The sequence below is a fragment of the Thermoleptolyngbya sp. PKUAC-SCTB121 genome (assembly GCF_016919485.1).
Taxonomy (GTDB): Bacteria; Cyanobacteriota; Cyanobacteriia; order Elainellales; family Elainellaceae; genus Thermoleptolyngbya; species Thermoleptolyngbya sichuanensis.
Window position 1 is genome coordinate 1,647,807 of sequence record NZ_CP070366.1, and the last position, 16,473, is coordinate 1,664,279.

The window sequence follows — 16,473 nt, forward strand, 5'->3', positions numbered from 1 at the left end:
CGCCGGGGTTAGCGTTCGGGACTTGGATTAAACCGGGACTTGGATTAAACGTAGTATTTATCAATGGATTTGTGCTTATCAATTTTAGCCCGACCCATGCGCCCTATTCCTGTCTGAAAGTTAAGGGATTGCGAGAATTTTTGCACCAGTCTATCCAGAGCGAATTCAGAGCGTATGATGAAAAGATGTTAAGAAACACGGGAACGCAGTCTCATCCGCGTTCTAGATCACCCGTCTTAAATCACTTGTCTTAAATCACTCGCTTAAGTAACCCGTCTTAAGTAACCCGTCTTAAATAGGTTGACAGACCCCTCTACCAAGCCTTTTTCGCAACTACTCATCTCAAATGGCGACGGCGTATGCATGGGGACGCACTCAAAGACCTCTACGGGTTGGGGCAGATCCAGCCGGCTGACCGAACAGAGGTCGGAGACAAAGCCTATTATTTAGGACTGCTGGAGCAGCGGGGATTTCCTGTCGTGCCGGGGTTTGTGGTAGGGGCGCGAGTGCTGCGGCAGTTTCTGTCAAGTTTGGACTGGCAGGAGCCGCTATTTGCGGATTTGCCGGATTCGTCGCTGCATGTGGATGTCGATCGGCCGCAGCAGCTTCAGGCGATCGCCCAAAAGATCCGTCAGTCCATCCTCTCTGGGCCGCTCTGGGACGACTGGCTGGCGGAGGTCGAGGCGCGAGCGCAGCAGTGGCAGTCGCCGATGGTCGTTTTGCGACCGTCGCTCGGTCTGGCGGCAGGACTCGACCCGACCTTTAGCGGGCGGATGCGGGGGCTATTGGGGTCGCAAATTTGTGAGGCAAGTCGAGGGGCGATCGCCCTGGCGTTGCGGCTGGTGTGGGCAGATTTGTTTCGGGCCAAAAGCCTATTCGTCTGGCAGCGATCGCGCCTCCAGCTTCATCAGCTTCATCTGGGCGTGCTGGTGCAGCCGATTCAGGATGCGATCGCTGCGGGAACGGCTTGCGTGAGTCCAACAAGCTGCGAAACTCAGTCGATTTGGGGGCTGGGGGCCGCTCTAGCGTGGGGAGAACTGGCTCCCGACCGCTTTTTGTTCACTCATCCCCCTGCCATCCACATGCCTCCAGCCAGCCAGGAACCTGCCGCAGCGGAGCCTGCCCCTCGAAACCTGCTTCCGGTGGTTCGGCAGGTGCATCCCAAGCCCTATTGCTATCGGCTGTGTCAGGAGTCGTCTGCTTCTGCCCACAATGGCCTGCGGAGTTCTGTTTCGGGTTTGCGGATCGAACTGCTAGAACCGTCCCAACAGCAGCAGCCCAGCCTGAGCGAAGCGCAACTTCAGACATTGCTCGCACTGTCGCGCCAGGTTCAGCAAACCCTTGGCAGCAGCGTCGATCTAGAGTGGATGCTGGGGCCGCTTGAGTCCAGTGAACCGCCTCAGTTTCAACTGACTCAGCTCAATGTGCTGTTTCCTCGTTCGGTGGCGGCGGCTCCGGGGTCATCCGCTATCGCAACGGTTCCGGTGAATAACGCTCCAGCGAATAATGCTCCGGCGAATAACGCTCCGGCGAATAATGCTCCGGCGACTGAACCATTGCCATTGCGTGGGCTGGCAGCAGCAACGGGTCAGGTTTCGGCTCAGGTCTGGGTGGTGGAGGATCTGAGCCAGGTGCCGCCAGACTTTCCAGCAGGGCAACTGCTGGTGATGTCGCATGTGCCACCGAGGTGGCTGGGGCTGGTGCAGCGGGCGGGTGGCATTGTGACAGAGCAGGGTGGCATGACCAGTCACGGCGCAATTTTGGCGCGGGAAATGGGGATTCCGGCAGTGGTGGGCGTAGCGGGGGCGACGCAGATCTTGCGGACAGGCGAATGGGTAACGGTAGATGGCGATCGCGGCTTGGTGCATCGCCTGCGAACTTCGCCAGAGGGGGGGCGGGGGGCACTCCATCCAGAAATATCCCCAGAAGTATCCCCAGAAGTATCCCCAGGAATATCTCCAGAAATATCCCTAGACAGGGTTCCAGAAATTGCCCCAGACATGGCTCCAGTGTCTAGGGTTGGACTGGATTCTCCAGCGACCGACCCCCCGCCGCCCCGCACCCGCACGCAACTGCTGCTGGCGTTGGGGCAGGCTGCCGATCTCGATGCGATCGCAAACTTGCCCAGCGAGGGGGTTGGGCTGCTGCGGGCAGAGCATCTGCTGATGCCGCTGTTGCATCAATTGGCGAGCCAGACCAACCGCGGGAGAACGATTCCGCCGATTCCTCAAGCTGAGATAGAGATAGCTGAGATATCCGCGATATCCGCAAACTGGACTGGCCCGTTTCCGGCAGAATTCGGCAAGGAAGCGGCCAAGGAAGTGGCAGAGGCGATCGCCCAAAAAATCCTTCCCGTTGCCGCCGCCTTTGCGCCCCGCCCGGTGTTTTATCGGTCGCTCGACGTGCGATCGCAGGACTTGCTGGGTGCTTTCTCCAGTTCCCAGCCCGGTTCTCCGGAGCCAAACCCAACCCTGGGAATGCACGGTGCCTTTAGCTACAAAAACAGCCCCGCCTGGTTTGACGCGGAGCTTTTGGCGCTGCGACAGGTGCAGCAAGCTGGCTATGTCAATCTTCGACTCATTTTGCCCTTTGTGCGCGGGGTCGAAGAGGTGCGCTTTTGCCGTCAGCGGGCGCTGGCGACCGGGCTAGGGGATACCCCCGACTTTCAGCTTTGGATCATGGCAGAGGTGCCATCGGTGCTGTTCTTGCTGCCGGAGCTAGTGCAAGCAGGGGTGCAGGGCATCGCCATTGGCAGCAATGACCTAGCGCAACTGCTGCTGGCGGCCGATCGCGACCTGCCGCACTTCTCCGAGGCGTTTCCGCCGCGCCACCCTGCTGTGCAGCGTGCTATCCGGCACTTGGTTCAGACGGCTCGCCACCTCGGCATTCCCTGCACCCTCTGCGGCGAATTGCCCGGTCAGCACCTTGATTTGGTAGAAGAATGGGTGCGCTGCGGAATCACCGCGCTCTGCGTTGCGCCCGGTGCAGCCCGCAGCGTGCAATGGGCGATCGCCCGCGCCGAAACCGTCATCGCAGAGCGCGAACTGCTGGGATGAGCGCGAACTGGAGTAATTAACTGGGGCGATCAGAAGTTGCAATCAGACGAGATGCAGGCAGACGGTGCAATTCGGTGCAATTCGGTGCGATTAGTAAAGTGCAGCTAGAAAGCGACGGAGTGACGGAGGCGCAAAATCGCTTCAGCAACTTGCTCTAGCCCTCCAACACTCCAATCACTCCAATCACCCAACGCTACTCTTGCGTTCGACTACACTTCCTGATTTAGCTTTTCCTCATGCTTCATCACGGCCCAGAGTCCGTGAATTGCACCCGGCACAAAGCCTAGAAGCGTCAACAGGATATTGATCAGTAGCGTGGAGCTGAAGCCATAGGTCAGATACACGCCGACGGGGGGCAGCAGAACCGATAGGAGAATGCGTACTAATTTCATAAGCCACCTACTCAATCAAGGGAAACGGGAACGTTGCTAGAGCAGTTGTATGAACCTGTGGCCCATGATTTTAGAGCCAAGTTCAAGACTTCAGAAATCTAAAGAACTTTGAACAACAGGTGCAGTGAACTGTACTTTTCTATAGTAGCGAACTATTATCTTTGGAAACGATTCCAAAAGTAGATTTAGTGGGTAAAATCCGAACCTGAATGTTACGGAGATCACATTCATTGATTTCGTGCTTATTCGTTTCTATTTCTTTTCTATTTCTTTAGAAATGGACAAGAAATAGAAGGTCAGTATTCTCTTATGTCAAAGGTATGTCGAAGGTCGGAAATTACCCTTTTTGGCAGTTCGGCTGCGAATGATGAATGTGCTGAGTTTTACATTGTGGAGTTTTAAGTGGGGTTTTAATATCTGTCGAGATTCATCGAGCGATCGCCCAAAAAACTCTAAACTGCTTGACTGGAAAGCTTTTTGAGCTTTGCTCGACAGGCGGAGCGCAGAGAGTTAAGGGCGATAAGCATAAATTTTGACCGCGTGTAATTTAAAACAGGTCGTATTTTCTAAATCAGTTGAGTAGAGATGTCCATAAAGACAGGTGCTTTAGTGTGAAATTAATCGGTACTATACTGAATCTATGGGATGAAGTGACGTGAATGGAGTGAATCAAACGTTCACTAGTCAATGGTTATCTACGCCAGTTATCTGTTTAGTGATTCATCCTGTTGAACTATTGCGATCGCAGGATGTATGAGATAACAAAAAGCATTAGTGAAACGACGGTTCACAGATTCGATGAAGGCTTCAAGTTGTTTTGATTCAACCTGGATGGAACTGCTATGTTGGGATACTTGTTGACGACTCTGATTACAGCCCTGAGCCTGCTGGTGGTAGACATCGTAGTGCCAGGGGTGACTTTGGCGAACTTTCCCGCTGCCCTACTCGCTGGGGTGTCGATTGGTGTGGTGAATACGCTGGTAAAGCCTGTGCTGTCGCTGCTGTCGCTGCCGATTAACTTCCTGACGCTGGGCCTATTTGGCTTTGTGGTCAATGGGTTCTGCTTCTGGCTGGCATCGCTGTTTGTGCCTGGATTTGCGGTCAGTGGGCTGCTGGCCTTCCTGCTGGGGCCCGTGGTACTCACCTTCGCCAGCACCTTCCTAAACCGCTACTTTGCTGAGAAGGAAGCTGCTAAGACGCTGAATGCTGGCTCTACGCCTGCGGTGAAGCTGGAAACGAAAGAAGTTGAGAAGGCAAGCTAGACTGCTGTTCTGGCAAGGGGTGAAGCGATGAGTGGGGGCGATCGCCCTCCCTGCCTCCCCAATTCGAGGATTCGCGATAAAGCTGAAAAGCGGGATGGTTTGAGGCGCTGTGCCTGGCTGTCCCGCTTTTCGTTCCCAACTGTATTAAGTCTCCAACTCGAATCGCTAAACCAGCGTCACCTGCTTCAGATGCTCCGCCAAACGGATGGCCATTGCTGCCAGCGTCAGCGTTGGGTTGGCGGCGGGCGATGAGGGAAACACCGACAGATCGCAAACATAGAGATTGTCGTACCCCAGAAACTTGAGGTTGGTATCCACCACGCCATCGTTGAGCGCTATACCATCCTGTGTTTCGCCACTCATTCGCAGCGTGCCAACTTCATGGGCAACGCCGCCCAGTCCGGCGGGCTTGAGGCTGAGGTCGTTGCCCACTAGCGGCTGTCCTCCCAGCGCGGCAATCAGCTGATCTTTGAGCCGATTCATCTCGGCAAACAGCGCCCCCTCCACCGGGCAGGGCTGCATCTGCACCACAGGTCTGACGTAGGACGGGCCCAACTGCTGCACAGTATTTTGCTCCATCAGCGGCGCATCCAGCAAAAACACGATTTCGCAGAGCATGACGTTGCCCCGCTCGCGCCGATGTCGCTCCAGCAGTTCCAGATCTACATAGCGCCCCTGGTTAAAGTCGGCCCCAAACTCCAGAACAATGTTGAACGGATTGGGCCCTTCGCGATACTGACACAGCACCTTGCTGGAAGACGTGGGGTCGTAAAGTTCTGCGGTGGCAGGCAGGACAAAATGCGTGAAGAAAATGGGATGGTCGGTGATGCCAACGCCGATTTTGCCGTTTGGGTCGCTGAGCCTGCTGAGTTGGGCGATTTTGGCGCTTTCGATCGTCCCTGCGGCAAGCACCACCTGCTTTGCCTGATAGCGGCGCTCTTGCTGAGCAATCAGGTCGTAGGCAACCACCTGCGTCACCGATGTGCCCGCCGTTTCCACCCGCACCACGGGATGGTTGAGGTTGATCGAAAGGTTTTGGTTGCCTTGGGGGCCATTGGTCAGCATCGACTCCATCAGCAAATCCGCCGTGGAAAACATGCCCGTGGGAATGGTGCTTAGGTCTTGCGTGTTGGAATATTGCACCGCCATTGGCGCATCGAAGTGGTTGAATTGGTCGAGGGTCTGCTGCAAAAAGCGCTTGACCCGGCGGCGATAGGGCGTGGGGGGCAAGGGCACGCGGTTCATCAGGTCTTCGGCCTTTTGATAGCCGCCGTCTTCTAGGAACCAGCGGACGCTACGGGGCCAGGACTCCATTTCCCAGGTGGTCATGCGCGGAATCAGCCCGCCCCAAAAGAGCGATCGCCCACCCAGGCTAAAGGCTTGCCCACCGTCGAACTGAGAGCCATAGCCGTTGGCGTAATTGGTGACTTTGAATTCGTCGTAGAGGCTCCAGACGTGCTTGTCAAACTGACCAATGCGGTGCTGGCGCGGCAGGTTGGCGGTGTGGGTGGGAAATAGGTAGCTGCCCGCCTCCAGCACCAGCACGTCCATTCCCCGGTTTGAAAGCTGATCCGCTAGGATGCCGCCGCCAATGCCAGAGCCAATCACAATCACGTCAAACAGGTGCGCCTCGTCCAGGTTGGGCGGAAAGAACATCTGCTGGACGTGCCCATTTTCCACCACCATTTCCTGAATCGGCGGAAACTGGATATCCGGCTCTTGATAGAAAAAGTTGCTGCCTGCTTGGGGCTGAATAAACCGATCGGCTCCGGTCATCCAGTAGGTGCGCTCCAGCACAAACTTGAACGTGAGACCGTTGGGATACCGGGCTTCGGGCAGTTCAAACCGCCATTCGCCGCCGTCGTAGATGCCAGGGAGGTCTTTGTCCCAGCCGTCGATGTTATTTCGCAACGTGACCAGGCGATCGGGGCGATAGTTGACGGTTCTAAAGCGGATGGTAAACATGGGGGCTTGTTTCCTCCAGAGAGATTGCGTAAAAAGAGAGCGCTAGCCAGCGATGAACCCTTTCATGCAGATCTCCAGCGCGATCGCCCCACAATCCCGAAAGATAAGATAACTCTATGTCAAAAAGCAAAGACATTGGACCTGCTTGACTGACAAAACAGGTTAAAGCTGGAACGAAAGCCAGGAGGGAAGCAGAGCTTGATTTAGCTGAGAAGTAACTACAAAATAGTCAAATCAATGTCACCTACTTCCCGTCTTTATGATGCGTTGAATGTATGATGCGTTGAGTGATTTTCTGCGTCTATGTGACATTCAGTGGCAGGATGCTCGCCATCTGCAAACACTTTGCTGGATGATCATTGGCATGATTGGAAGCCAAAACGTTCATCTCAATGGATTTGGGGTGTATGTGAGTAGTCGCGCTCAAATGGCTCAATCCCACCAACGCCGGTTTCGCCGAAGGTCAAGCACGGGAAAATTGTCAACATTCATGCTCCCGATAAGTATGTTTTTGGTCAAAATGTTCATGAAGCCGTCAGCCTGCTGCTGAATAGTCTCGTCGTCTCCAAACCCGGAAAGCTAGAATTTTTGGTCTGTCGAAATCTGGGCTGGCCGGTTGAAACCCTGGAGGTTGCTTTATACAAGATCCTGCAATCTGGAAAGAACATTCCAATTAGCCTGCATCCTGTCCCAATCCAAAATCGCCAATCTAAATTCTAAAATCGCCATCACCCTTCCCACAGCCGGAGCTGCGTAATGGCGATATTGCCTGCAAAGCACACGTCCACATCTGCACCTGTATCGCGCTGGCGCTGGTTGTAGTTACCTGCGTAAATGAACGTGTCGCCCTCTATGCGATAATCCGTCGGCAAGGGCTGTGTACAGAGCGGGCAAAATACTAGCGTGGGGTCGGGTGCGCCCGGTTCCAGGTGGGGCAGGTTCACATTCCAAAACGTTCCCGGCAGCGTGCGAGCATTTAGCAAGCGATCCAGCACCAGCCGCACCAGTCGCGTAGACATCTCCCAGTCGATCTCCAGCCCGCGCCGCTTGTATTGCGAAAAGGCAATGCCCGGAACGCGATGCAGCGCCGCCTCGCGTACGGCTGCCACCGTCCCCGATACATAGATATCTGCGCCCAAGTTGCCACCTGCATTCACCCCTGATAGCACCAGCGATCCCTCTGGGCAGAGATGCCGCAGGGCAAGACGGGTGCAATCTGCGGGCGTACCGCCGACGGCAAAGGCGTGGGGCGATCGCCTCTCCACCGAAATTGGGCGATCGCTCGTCACCTGATGGCTACAGCCTGAATAGGGCTGCTGCGGTGCGACAATCACGCACTTCTGATCCAGCGCCCGCTGCAATGCCAACAGCCCCGGTGCGTCAATCCCGTCGTCATTGGTCAACACCACCGTCATGCTTGTCTACCCAGCCTCCAAGCCCTATCGGCCGCCAAGCCGCAGCACTTCGTCGGCCACGCCCGACTCCTGAATGCAAATGGCATAAAGCTGGAGTTCATTCAGCGGCAAGCGCGATTTCGCCTGTTCGACCGACATCCCCGGAGCCGTGCAAAACTCCCGCACCACCTGGCTATATTGCTCTGGGGTGCCCAGCAGCGTGTCAAGCGTTGTGGGGTCTTGCAGGCTGGGCAATAGCCGCGTCAGGACGGCATCGGTGAGGATGTCGGTAGATGCGGTCGCCGTGGCAGGCAGCAGTTCGCTCTGGGTAATTGCAGTTTGCACGGCCTGACGCAGCACGATTCCACCCTGGGGGCTGTTCACAAACATCCGCAGCATCTCCGGAGACACGCCCGAATTGGACTGCAAAACTGCCCGAAACCCAACCAGGCTGCTGGCCGTCAGCACGTCCGACACGGTGGCGACATAGGCAGCATAGGGAACGCTGGTTGTTGACCCATCGCCACAGCGCACCGCGCCGCTGCTGGTCGGCCCGGCGGCCACATCGACCTTGCCCTGCTCCAGACAGGCTCCAATGGTGGACTGGATTTCCGGCGAAAACATTTGCTCCAGGCGTTGCAGGGCGTTGCTGCGCTGGGGCGAGGGCGGATCGGCTGCAAATCCGGGTCGGAGAGCCAGACTGGGCAGCGCGAGGGCGCTCAAAACCGTCAGTGCGGGGAAAATCTTGGGAAGAGTCCAGGGCATGGTTCAGGAAGGTTGAGAAATATCTAGGAATATTGGGGTCTGTGCGGGAACTGTTCCATATCCAACTTCCCAAACGTAGCACATGGGCTAGAGCTAGGCGGCCGGGCGATCGCCCAACGCCCCGCCCCGGACATCGCCACACAGCACCCGCCGCATTTGCTGCATATTGCGCGGCAGGTCGAGACGCACGGCCTCCTGAATCAGCGGGGCCGGAATGGGGAGCGAGGGCGCGGCCTCAACGCTATAGGAAAGCAGCGCGCCAAAGCCCAGCGGCTCGATCACCAACTCCGCCAGAAAGTGCTTAAAACTGCCCCGTTCCTTCTGAAAGCGAATCTGACGGCGATCGCCCTGCATCCGCTCGATCACGTTCAAATACACCTCCACCTGCACCGACAGCATCAGAAACGTCTTGCTGGCCGCCTGAAACAGCGTTTTCATGCGCGACTCGGCACATTCGTGCAAGACCTGGCTCTGGGAGATGTCTGGAAAGTACTCTACCCAGCGGGGATATTGGGTCAACTGGCTCCAGGCGCAGTCGGGCGACAGGGGCAGGTGCATCTGTGCCGTCACGCCCGTGCCCCACAGGTCAATGGGATGCGGCGTAATCAAAATCTCGCCTCGCAGCAGGCGATCGCGCTCGGTCTTGGGGAGATGTTGGAAGTTGGTAGCCGCTAGCCCAGCCATCGAGTCCGAAAAGGGAAGAGTATTCAAAAGTCTGAGCCTCCTATTGAGTCTCCTTGAGTCTCCTGGAGCCTGCTATGCTATGCCTCCTAGCCAAACTCGAAACCCATCATGGCTCGAAATCTGTTGTAGAAAGCGTTTGTAGAAAGCGTTTTTCCAGCAGGCAGCACACATCATTCACACATCATCAATAGTGTGCAATGGGGATCATCAGGATTCCAGGGGGTAAACCCTGAAGATTGCAAGAAGATTTGGGCAGGTTTTCGCCCGTTGCGGTTGCAGGGACTAGGGGGCGGAGCGTGGGAGGGGCGATCGCGCTTCTCATTCCAGTCTCATTCCGGCTTGTCTCATTCCGGCTTGAAGTATCGCACCAAAATCCGAATCACCTCACCCTCCACAGGCGACGGCAGCGGCGGACTCCACTCGCCCGCTTGGGCAAAGCGCAGGACATGTAGCTCATGCACAATCCGGTTTACGCCCGCCGGAGCGCCGCAGATCAGCAGGCGAATGGGGATCCGATCCGCAGGCGCGTTGGGGATAGGCGCACGAATGAGATCGGGAACGGTGTTTTTGTTTTTCATCATCATGGTTTCTCACTAAGATTGTTTCTGCGTGTCAATTGAAATGACTAGTGAAATGACAAACTGAAGGAAAAGGCAGTCCTTTTCCCCAGAGCGACGCTGGAACTCTTGAATTAAGCAATGTGACTAATCATATTGTTTAGAAAGAGGCCGGTCAAGATGTCTAAACAACTTGTTTAGCTTTCGTCCATGCCCAAAAAGCCAGACCCCCCATCCCCTACAGAGATTTCACCCCTAAAACAACTCCGGGAAGAGTTGGGAATGAGTCAAGAAGATTTTGCTCGCGCTTTGGGCATCTCTGGACAAACCGTTAGCCGCTGGGAACTCAGGAAAAATGTCCCCACCTTTACGGTGCAGCAGATGAAGGCACTAGAGCGGTTGCTCCAGACCATTGGTAAGACGATTCTGGATTTGCCAGATCAGCTTTAGAGTCGCTGGGACGGCACACCTCATCCGCTTGGCGATCGCCCTTCAGGTTGTAGATCCGTAGGGGCGATCGCGTTTCAGGTTTGTCTGAGTGTAGAGCAAGTCTTTTAGAAAGTAAACCGCTAACGCTATTAAAATAGATTCTAAAGCCAAGAAAGCAGTGCCGGACGAAACCGAGTGATAGCATCACCGCAGACAGCGTGTGTTTGGGCAAAGCGGTAAAGGGCGTGATTCATTGGCGGTTAGCAGTCATCATGGCTGAACGGAATATCAGCAACAATGAATTGGCTGAGATGCTGGGGATGCATCCAACATCTATTTCTCGCATGAAAACTCGACGCCAGTTCACCCGCATTGACGAACCAACCCTGAACGCTCTCTGCGAAGCGCTCCAGTGTCAGCCTGGTGATCTCATGGTTTACGAACCCGACGATTCCAGACCAAACAAGACATAGCAATGTTCGATTTGTCTCTCCTTCTCCTACGAAAGGAGAGTCTGGGGGATGAGGGCAATTTGCAAAAATGACATGCTCCTTACTCTCGATAGAGGGCACCTCGAAAAATTCAGATCCTCTTGAGAATGGCTAGGAGAAAACAAGGGTTTCAGGCTCCTAAAATTCTCAATAAGGCAATTAATTGAGGTGCTCTCAGGAACGTTTCGTTGAACTACTTGAAAGATAGTGTCTAGGTCAATTCGGTGGGTGTATCCCACTTTTGTAACCCTCACCCTAAATCCCTCTCCCAAAGCGGGAGAGGGACTTCCAATCCGGCTCCCCTTCTCCCTTTTTTGGGAGAAGGGGCTGGGGGATGAGGGCAAACGTGCATAACTGGGATGCGCCCAATTCGGTCATATTGGTGAACAATGATATCTCGGATTCCAGCGATATCACTCCAGGGAAGTATTCTGGCGCTAACCTGGTAAAAAAAATCGTTCTCAACTCCGATTTCTGTGTTAACAAGAGTAAGTCTGACTTAATGCCTCCCGCCCTGCCAGGTCAAATCGATGAGCGAGCCAAACTCTTCTCAAAACGAACAAGCCCAAAACTCGGTAAATCCGCCCTCCCCTTCGAGCTGGTTTGCGGGCTGGGCAGAGTTTTCGACGGATCCGCCCGTAGAAGCCGCACCGGAATCCGTGCCCGCAGACCCGGACGTTCCGAATCGTGTTCATCATGTTCCGAGTAATGTTCCGACTGTTTCTAACCCTGAGGCGGCATCATCCCCAGTCGGGTCTTGGGAAGAGTGGCAGCCTGTGAATTTTCCAAACGCTATCAGCGCAGACGCGATCGAGCGGCAGTCTGTGTACTGCGAGGCGGCATACGGCGAGGCAGCGAGTCCGCAGGTGGGTCAGCCGCAGTCGGGGCGATCGCAGCCGGGGCGATCGCATTTTATCCAGCCCCAGCGCAATACCGAATCGCGCAATCCTAGTTCGCCCAATACTTCGCCCAATGCAGCGCCTCAATCGGGTCAATCAGTGCCGCCGACCACGCGCCGCATTGTTCCAGAGCGCCCCAGTTGGGATGTAGTGGCTCCAGCCGCCAGCGAACCGGAGGCCGCTTCTCCCAGCGTTGCCGATTTGATTAGCCTGATTCAAGAACTGAACCAGTGCAACAACGCGCTGCTGGATCGCGTGTCGATGCTGGAGGATGCCCTGGAGCAGCAGCAGGCTCGTGCGGCAACGGCGATCGCCGCTGATCAGGTGCAGACCACCATTCAGCCCTTGGAGCAGCAAATTGTTCAGCTTACGGAGCAACTGGAAGCGACCCAGCAGCTTAGCCATCGACAGCAGGTGTTGGCAGAAACCGTAACCCAGGAGCTAGCGCTGAGCCGAGAGCGAATTATGCAGCTTGAGCAAGAGAATCAGCTAGCCCAGCAGCGCTACGAAGAGCAGGCGCAGCGGCTGGCTCATAGCGAGGCTCTGGTACGAGATTTGCAAACGCGGCTCCAGCGGCAACAGCGCTATACGCTCCAGTTCAAGGCGGCGTTGGAGCGTTGTTTGGAGGTTCCGGCAGCCCTGCTGGATACACCCGGCGAGGCGATCGCCCAGCCCACGCCACAGTCCACGCCCCAGCCCTGGCAGTCCCCTCCTGCCGCCGAACTGCTCTCGGCTCCGTCGCTGTTGCCCAAAGCGGCGACGATCCGCCCGTGGTCAGCAGAATCCGCTGAGTCAACGGTTCCCCCCAAGCTGGTCAATGTATTAGCCAACCAGCCTGAAAATGCGGAGGAAACGGCGGCGTGGCTGGGTGATGTGGTTTCCGCAGATGCCCTTTTGCCCAATGCCCTTTTGTCTAACGAAGCGGAACAGGGCCGTGTGTCCCTGCCAGGTTCTAGCCTTGCTCAAGGAGGGATTGCTCAAGAGGGGACTGATCCAGACCTGATTAATGCCGAGGGGACGGAATCTGTCGCTCCTCTGGACGAAGGTAGCGATGCTGCAACGGTGACGACGAACGTCATTGCGTTTCAATTTGGAGCAGGAGCAAGCCACTCAAGGCCAGCGGCGGCCGGTGCGTCGCCAGCGCTAGACCCCACGAACGCGGCTGCTTTGGAACTGAACCCACAAGCCAGTGCGGAACTGCGGGCGGCTGACCTTTCGGCGGCTGACCTTTCGGCGGCTGAACTTTCGGTTGCGGACAATGTGCGCTCTCTGTTCCGAGAGTTCACCGACCTGGTAAACGAAGTCGGCAGCGCTCCCAGCACTGACCCAAATGCAGAAACGAGCCTCTGGCAAGACCTGGCAAAGCTGGTGGAAGTCTCTGCCGAAGACCTGGTGCAAGCAGGGCTGATCGACCAGTTGGCGGCGCTTTCGACCGAGGCGATCGCCCCCGATGGCGAAATTCACCCCACGCAGCCAGCAGGCGACCCCTCCCCAAACACGCCACCCCCCGCGCTGCATGGCGCTGAGGAATCCCAACTCCAGCCCCCGTCGGACAATTCGGTATCTCGATCTGCTGCTTCGGCACCGATTCCCCCCATGCCGCCCCGACCGGTGCCCGTGCAGCCCAAATTGCTGACCATGCCCTTTGAAGCCCATCGCTGGGCTGCTACGGCAGCAGAGTCTGCGGCTCCGGCTCGCCCGGATCGCAGCAATCCTGAAGCGACAGGTTCCGAAGCCGCAGCGAACCTCGCGCCCGTGGTTTACCCCACGCGCCCATCCAAGAAACTGTCGTCCCTGGCCGCCATTGACCTGCCTAACTTCCCCAAGTAAATCGATTAGGACTTACGCAGTTGGATGATTTCTCGCGGGCGCAGCCCGCGAGAAATCATCCAAAACCCAGAAAACTTAATCGAAAGTGCGTCAGTCCTATCGATTTTGGGATTTTGGATTTTGGATTGGCGATGTTGGATGGCTCGTCAAGCGTCTACGGGGTTTCTAGAGATAAAACCCTTAGGACACTGCCTGCTTGAGGGCTTCGCGTTTGGCATCCGGCAGCGGCGTTCTGATAACGATGGGGCTGAACGCAAACAGTTCTTCGACGACACGCTCTGCGGCTTCGGCGTGAACCAGTACCAGCAGCGCAGACGAATTGGGTTGGAGTGCCTCTTCAACCTGGATGAGGAAATCGGGGTTAAAGATTTCCTGGGCGATCGTCAGCGAGCGATGAAACACCACTGCGCTCAGGATGCCGCCCCACAGGTCGTTGCTCAGTTCGCCCACAGGCTCCAGCAGGTCGTGGTAGGCTTTGACCCGGATTTTTCCCTGTGCATTTTTGGTTACGACCACCGCATCTTCAAAATCTGCCAGATGGGACTGCTCGCGCCCCAGCAGATCCAGCAGCGCATGGTCGGCTGCCAGCTTTTGGTCAAACACCACGACAATTAATTCGCTCATAAGTTAGTAGTTCACTTGTAGCTTGGTAGCTTGGTAGCTTGTTCTCTGGCCGTTAAGGAGGCTCAGCCCGTGCTTTTGGGGGACCCGTGCAATAGGGTGAGTGATTCGCCTAAAATGGCGTAGCCCAGCGTTCTGAATCCTAACGGGTTTGTCTGACCCTTTTGGTAAAGACGGGTTTAAGAAAGTCTTGTGCAGTATTCCATCCATCCGCCCAGCGACTATATTTTGCAGCACCAGTCGCGGCTGCTGCCTGCCTGGCCGCAGGCGATTGCGTCGGTGCTAGTAATGCTGCAACCCAGCCAGTTTGCGCTGCTAGCGCGGATGCTCGACACAGAGCAAGAAAAGGAAAAGCTGCGATCGCACTTCCTGAACCAAGGGAGGGCGATCGCCCTGGCACTCCAGCAGCAGGGGTACCTGGCAGACCTGTTCGACCCGCGTACGGGCTGGCCGATTCTCTCTGCCAGGGGCACACTGCCGCTGGACGATGTGGCCGTAGTGCGAGCGGCCCTGGGCTACTCGACGGATCGCTGCGGCAACTGTCGCGTGATTTTGCATCCCTGCCTGGGGACAGCAGTTTATCCCTCTACGTTGGTGTCGTCGGCTCCGGTAGAGGTGCTAGGGGCGATCGCCCAGCAGGTCTTGGGAATTACGGCTCCACAGCGCTAGCACGAGGGGAGACTCGCAGCTAGGGAGAGCCAGAGAGATTGTTTTGCGCCGCCAATTCCTCAGGATTTGGAGATTTTAACTTTCGCGAATACCACCACTCGCGCTGCTCCGGCGACAGCTTAAGCCAGTACAAGGTCACCACAAACGGTTCATTGGCGTGTTCCTGACCCAGGATTTCCACCACGTAGGAGGGCGAAGAGCGGGCCCCCACGTCGGGCACTAGCCGCCGACCAATGCGCCGCCAGCTTGGCTCTTTGCCGCGCCACTCTAGCCGACAACAGGGGTAGGGCAACTCTTCCCGGTCAAACAGGCGACAGCAGGGCCCCAGAATGCGATAGGTATAGCAACAGCCCGGACTCGAAAAGACTTGTCCGGGCTGGAGTGGATGCTGATTCAAGACTTGTGCGACGAAATCTTAATGTCGTGTAACCTGACGGCAACGAGCCGCCAGCTATTAAGCCAAACAGTTCAGTGAAGCAGTCAAGCTAGAAAGAGTTGTCCGGGAAATATTCCCAAATGCTCTACCAGCTAGACTTCACCACGCCAGGGAGCAAACCCTGGTGCGCCATTTCTCGAATGACGTGACGCGACAAGCCAAAGTCACGGTAGTAGCCCCGGGGCCGGCCGGTCATCCAGCAGCGGTTGCGCTGGCGGGTGGGGGCGCTGTTGCGAGGAAGCTGCTGGATCTTCCGGTGAATTTCGAGCTTTTCTTGCTGCGATTCAGCCTTTGAAAATTCTTCCAAAAGGGCTTCCCGCTTAGCAGCATACTTTGCCGCTAGCTTTTCACGCCTTTTCTCACGCTCGATCATGCTCTTCTTAGCCATGAATACTCACATTCACCTTTTGATTTAGACAGCGTTCTCCATTGTAACAGCTTAAATCCCAGTCCTGCCAGAAAAATTTGAAGCAGCAAGCGATTCTGATGCCCTACTCTTCGGTAGAGGCGATCGCCGCAGGTGGCTTACTTTCGGCAGAGGCGACACTCTCAGCCGAAACCACAACAGGCGACGGAGCAACCACCGAGGGCCCACTAGACTCAGCAACAGGCGGGCTAGGCGGCGCTACAGGTTCGGGCGGCTTTTCGGACAATCCCAACTGCTTGCGGGCTGCGGCGACCACTGAATCCAGCGTTGATTTGCCCGAATCCAGCAGTTTTTTGCCTGTCTCAGGGGTCAAAAGCTGCTCTGGCGAGGGTTTTTCGGCGGTTAGGTCGTTCACCCAGGCGCGAGTTTTGCGACCAGCCGCGATGGAATTCTCCAAAAACCAATCAGTGCCGACTAGCGCTAGGCACAACACTAGCCAAAGAAAATTCCCAGTTTCCCTTAAAATTTTCCAGGAAACCTCTAGGGCTTCTCGATAGGTTTTTGCGGTGCTGGGTTCCGTAATCAACGTCCAGAGTTTGTTAGCCTGATTAGAAAGTTGTTTGCTCATGATTGCTCTAGGGGCGCATTAAGGGCGC

At 56.0% G+C, this 16,473-nt stretch carries 16 protein-coding genes; 6 read left to right on the top strand and 10 right to left on the bottom strand.

What is annotated here, in order from left to right:
- The first annotated feature begins 359 nt into the window (after positions 1-359).
- On the top strand, positions 360-3,056 hold the full coding sequence (locus JTM80_RS06950; RefSeq protein ID WP_172353266.1) for a putative PEP-binding protein: 2,697 nt from the start codon (positions 360-362) through the stop codon (positions 3,054-3,056).
- 209 nt (positions 3,057-3,265) lie between these two features.
- Here the strand turns inward: JTM80_RS06950 and JTM80_RS06955 are convergent, their stop codons facing one another.
- Entirely contained in the window at positions 3,266-3,448 is a 183-nt protein-coding gene (locus JTM80_RS06955; protein WP_068508908.1) for a YqaE/Pmp3 family membrane protein, read from the bottom strand.
- 842 nt (positions 3,449-4,290) lie between these two features.
- On the opposite strand from JTM80_RS06955, the gene JTM80_RS06960 reads away from it, so the two are divergent.
- On the top strand, positions 4,291-4,710 hold the full coding sequence (locus JTM80_RS06960) for a phage holin family protein (RefSeq protein WP_172353265.1): 420 nt from the start codon (positions 4,291-4,293) through the stop codon (positions 4,708-4,710).
- Positions 4,711-4,875: 165 nt separating this feature from the next.
- Here JTM80_RS06960 and JTM80_RS06965 read toward each other — a convergent pair whose 3' ends face one another.
- From JTM80_RS06965 to JTM80_RS06985, 5 genes are all read right to left on the bottom strand, one after another.
- Positions 4,876-6,675 (bottom strand): GMC oxidoreductase, encoded by a 1,800-nt coding sequence (locus tag JTM80_RS06965; protein ID WP_172353264.1) that lies wholly within the window; start codon positions 6,673-6,675, stop codon positions 4,876-4,878.
- 728 nt (positions 6,676-7,403) lie between these two features.
- Positions 7,404-8,090 (bottom strand): 5'/3'-nucleotidase SurE, encoded by a 687-nt coding sequence (gene surE, locus JTM80_RS06970; RefSeq protein ID WP_172353263.1) that lies wholly within the window; start codon positions 8,088-8,090, stop codon positions 7,404-7,406.
- Between the two features lie 24 nt (positions 8,091-8,114).
- On the bottom strand, positions 8,115-8,834 hold the full coding sequence (locus JTM80_RS06975; protein ID WP_172353262.1) for a hypothetical protein: 720 nt from the start codon (positions 8,832-8,834) through the stop codon (positions 8,115-8,117).
- Between the two features lie 93 nt (positions 8,835-8,927).
- A complete protein-coding gene (locus JTM80_RS06980; protein WP_225906784.1) occupies positions 8,928-9,545 on the bottom strand; it encodes an SRPBCC family protein in 618 nt (205 codons plus the stop codon).
- Positions 9,546-9,862: 317 nt separating this feature from the next.
- Entirely contained in the window at positions 9,863-10,102 is a 240-nt protein-coding gene (locus tag JTM80_RS06985; protein ID WP_205370842.1) for a hypothetical protein, read from the bottom strand.
- A gap of 255 nt (positions 10,103-10,357) precedes the next feature.
- Between JTM80_RS06985 and JTM80_RS06990 the strand changes: the two genes are divergently transcribed.
- From JTM80_RS06990 to JTM80_RS07000, 3 genes are all read left to right on the top strand, one after another.
- Positions 10,358-10,525, top strand: a complete 168-nt coding sequence (locus JTM80_RS06990) for a helix-turn-helix transcriptional regulator (RefSeq protein WP_255548888.1) — start codon at positions 10,358-10,360, stop codon at positions 10,523-10,525.
- Between the two features lie 290 nt (positions 10,526-10,815).
- Positions 10,816-10,977 carry a helix-turn-helix transcriptional regulator gene (locus JTM80_RS06995; RefSeq protein WP_255548920.1) on the top strand — a complete coding sequence of 54 codons (162 nt, stop codon included), beginning with the start codon at positions 10,816-10,818 and terminating at the stop codon, positions 10,975-10,977.
- Positions 10,978-11,525: 548 nt separating this feature from the next.
- Complete coding sequence (locus JTM80_RS07000) at positions 11,526-13,724, top strand: hypothetical protein (RefSeq protein ID WP_205370844.1); 2,199 nt, start codon at positions 11,526-11,528, stop codon at positions 13,722-13,724.
- A gap of 180 nt (positions 13,725-13,904) precedes the next feature.
- On the opposite strand, the gene JTM80_RS07005 is transcribed toward JTM80_RS07000, so the two are convergent.
- Positions 13,905-14,348 (bottom strand): DUF1269 domain-containing protein, encoded by a 444-nt coding sequence (locus JTM80_RS07005; RefSeq protein ID WP_172353259.1) that lies wholly within the window; start codon positions 14,346-14,348, stop codon positions 13,905-13,907.
- A gap of 189 nt (positions 14,349-14,537) precedes the next feature.
- On the opposite strand from JTM80_RS07005, the gene JTM80_RS07010 reads away from it, so the two are divergent.
- The gene (locus JTM80_RS07010) at positions 14,538-15,014 is read left to right on the top strand and encodes a methylmalonic aciduria and homocystinuria type D protein (protein ID WP_205370845.1); all 477 of its coding nucleotides are present in this window, start codon (positions 14,538-14,540) and stop codon (positions 15,012-15,014) included.
- Positions 15,015-15,033: 19 nt separating this feature from the next.
- On the opposite strand, the gene JTM80_RS07015 is transcribed toward JTM80_RS07010, so the two are convergent.
- From JTM80_RS07015 to JTM80_RS07025, 3 genes are all read right to left on the bottom strand, one after another.
- Positions 15,034-15,411, bottom strand: a complete 378-nt coding sequence (locus JTM80_RS07015; RefSeq protein WP_172353257.1) for a hypothetical protein — start codon at positions 15,409-15,411, stop codon at positions 15,034-15,036.
- 124 nt (positions 15,412-15,535) lie between these two features.
- Positions 15,536-15,838, bottom strand: a complete 303-nt coding sequence (gene rpsN, locus JTM80_RS07020) for a 30S ribosomal protein S14 (protein ID WP_172353256.1) — start codon at positions 15,836-15,838, stop codon at positions 15,536-15,538.
- 103 nt (positions 15,839-15,941) lie between these two features.
- Complete coding sequence (locus tag JTM80_RS07025; RefSeq protein ID WP_172353255.1) at positions 15,942-16,445, bottom strand: hypothetical protein; 504 nt, start codon at positions 16,443-16,445, stop codon at positions 15,942-15,944.
- Between the last annotated feature and the right edge of the window lie 28 nt (positions 16,446-16,473).

What these genes read in the sequence shown, in the direction of transcription:
- JTM80_RS06950 (WP_172353266.1), top strand. Translation starts at nt 360, where the DNA reads ATGCATGGGGACGCACTCAAAGACCTCTACGGGTTGGGGCAGATCCAG.
- JTM80_RS06955 (WP_068508908.1), bottom strand. Translation starts at nt 3,448, where the DNA reads ATGAAATTAGTACGCATTCTCCTATCGGTTCTGCTGCCCCCCGTCGGC.
- JTM80_RS06960 (WP_172353265.1), top strand. Translation starts at nt 4,291, where the DNA reads ATGTTGGGATACTTGTTGACGACTCTGATTACAGCCCTGAGCCTGCTG.
- JTM80_RS06965 (WP_172353264.1), bottom strand. Translation starts at nt 6,675, where the DNA reads ATGTTTACCATCCGCTTTAGAACCGTCAACTATCGCCCCGATCGCCTG.
- surE (WP_172353263.1), bottom strand. Translation starts at nt 8,090, where the DNA reads ATGACGGTGGTGTTGACCAATGACGACGGGATTGACGCACCGGGGCTG.
- JTM80_RS06975 (WP_172353262.1), bottom strand. Translation starts at nt 8,834, where the DNA reads ATGCCCTGGACTCTTCCCAAGATTTTCCCCGCACTGACGGTTTTGAGC.
- JTM80_RS06985 (WP_205370842.1), bottom strand. Translation starts at nt 10,102, where the DNA reads ATGATGATGAAAAACAAAAACACCGTTCCCGATCTCATTCGTGCGCCT.
- JTM80_RS06990 (WP_255548888.1), top strand. Translation starts at nt 10,358, where the DNA reads ATGAGTCAAGAAGATTTTGCTCGCGCTTTGGGCATCTCTGGACAAACC.
- JTM80_RS06995 (WP_255548920.1), top strand. Translation starts at nt 10,816, where the DNA reads ATGCTGGGGATGCATCCAACATCTATTTCTCGCATGAAAACTCGACGC.
- JTM80_RS07000 (WP_205370844.1), top strand. Translation starts at nt 11,526, where the DNA reads ATGAGCGAGCCAAACTCTTCTCAAAACGAACAAGCCCAAAACTCGGTA.
- JTM80_RS07005 (WP_172353259.1), bottom strand. Translation starts at nt 14,348, where the DNA reads ATGAGCGAATTAATTGTCGTGGTGTTTGACCAAAAGCTGGCAGCCGAC.
- rpsN (WP_172353256.1), bottom strand. Translation starts at nt 15,838, where the DNA reads ATGGCTAAGAAGAGCATGATCGAGCGTGAGAAAAGGCGTGAAAAGCTA.
- JTM80_RS07025 (WP_172353255.1), bottom strand. Translation starts at nt 16,445, where the DNA reads ATGAGCAAACAACTTTCTAATCAGGCTAACAAACTCTGGACGTTGATT.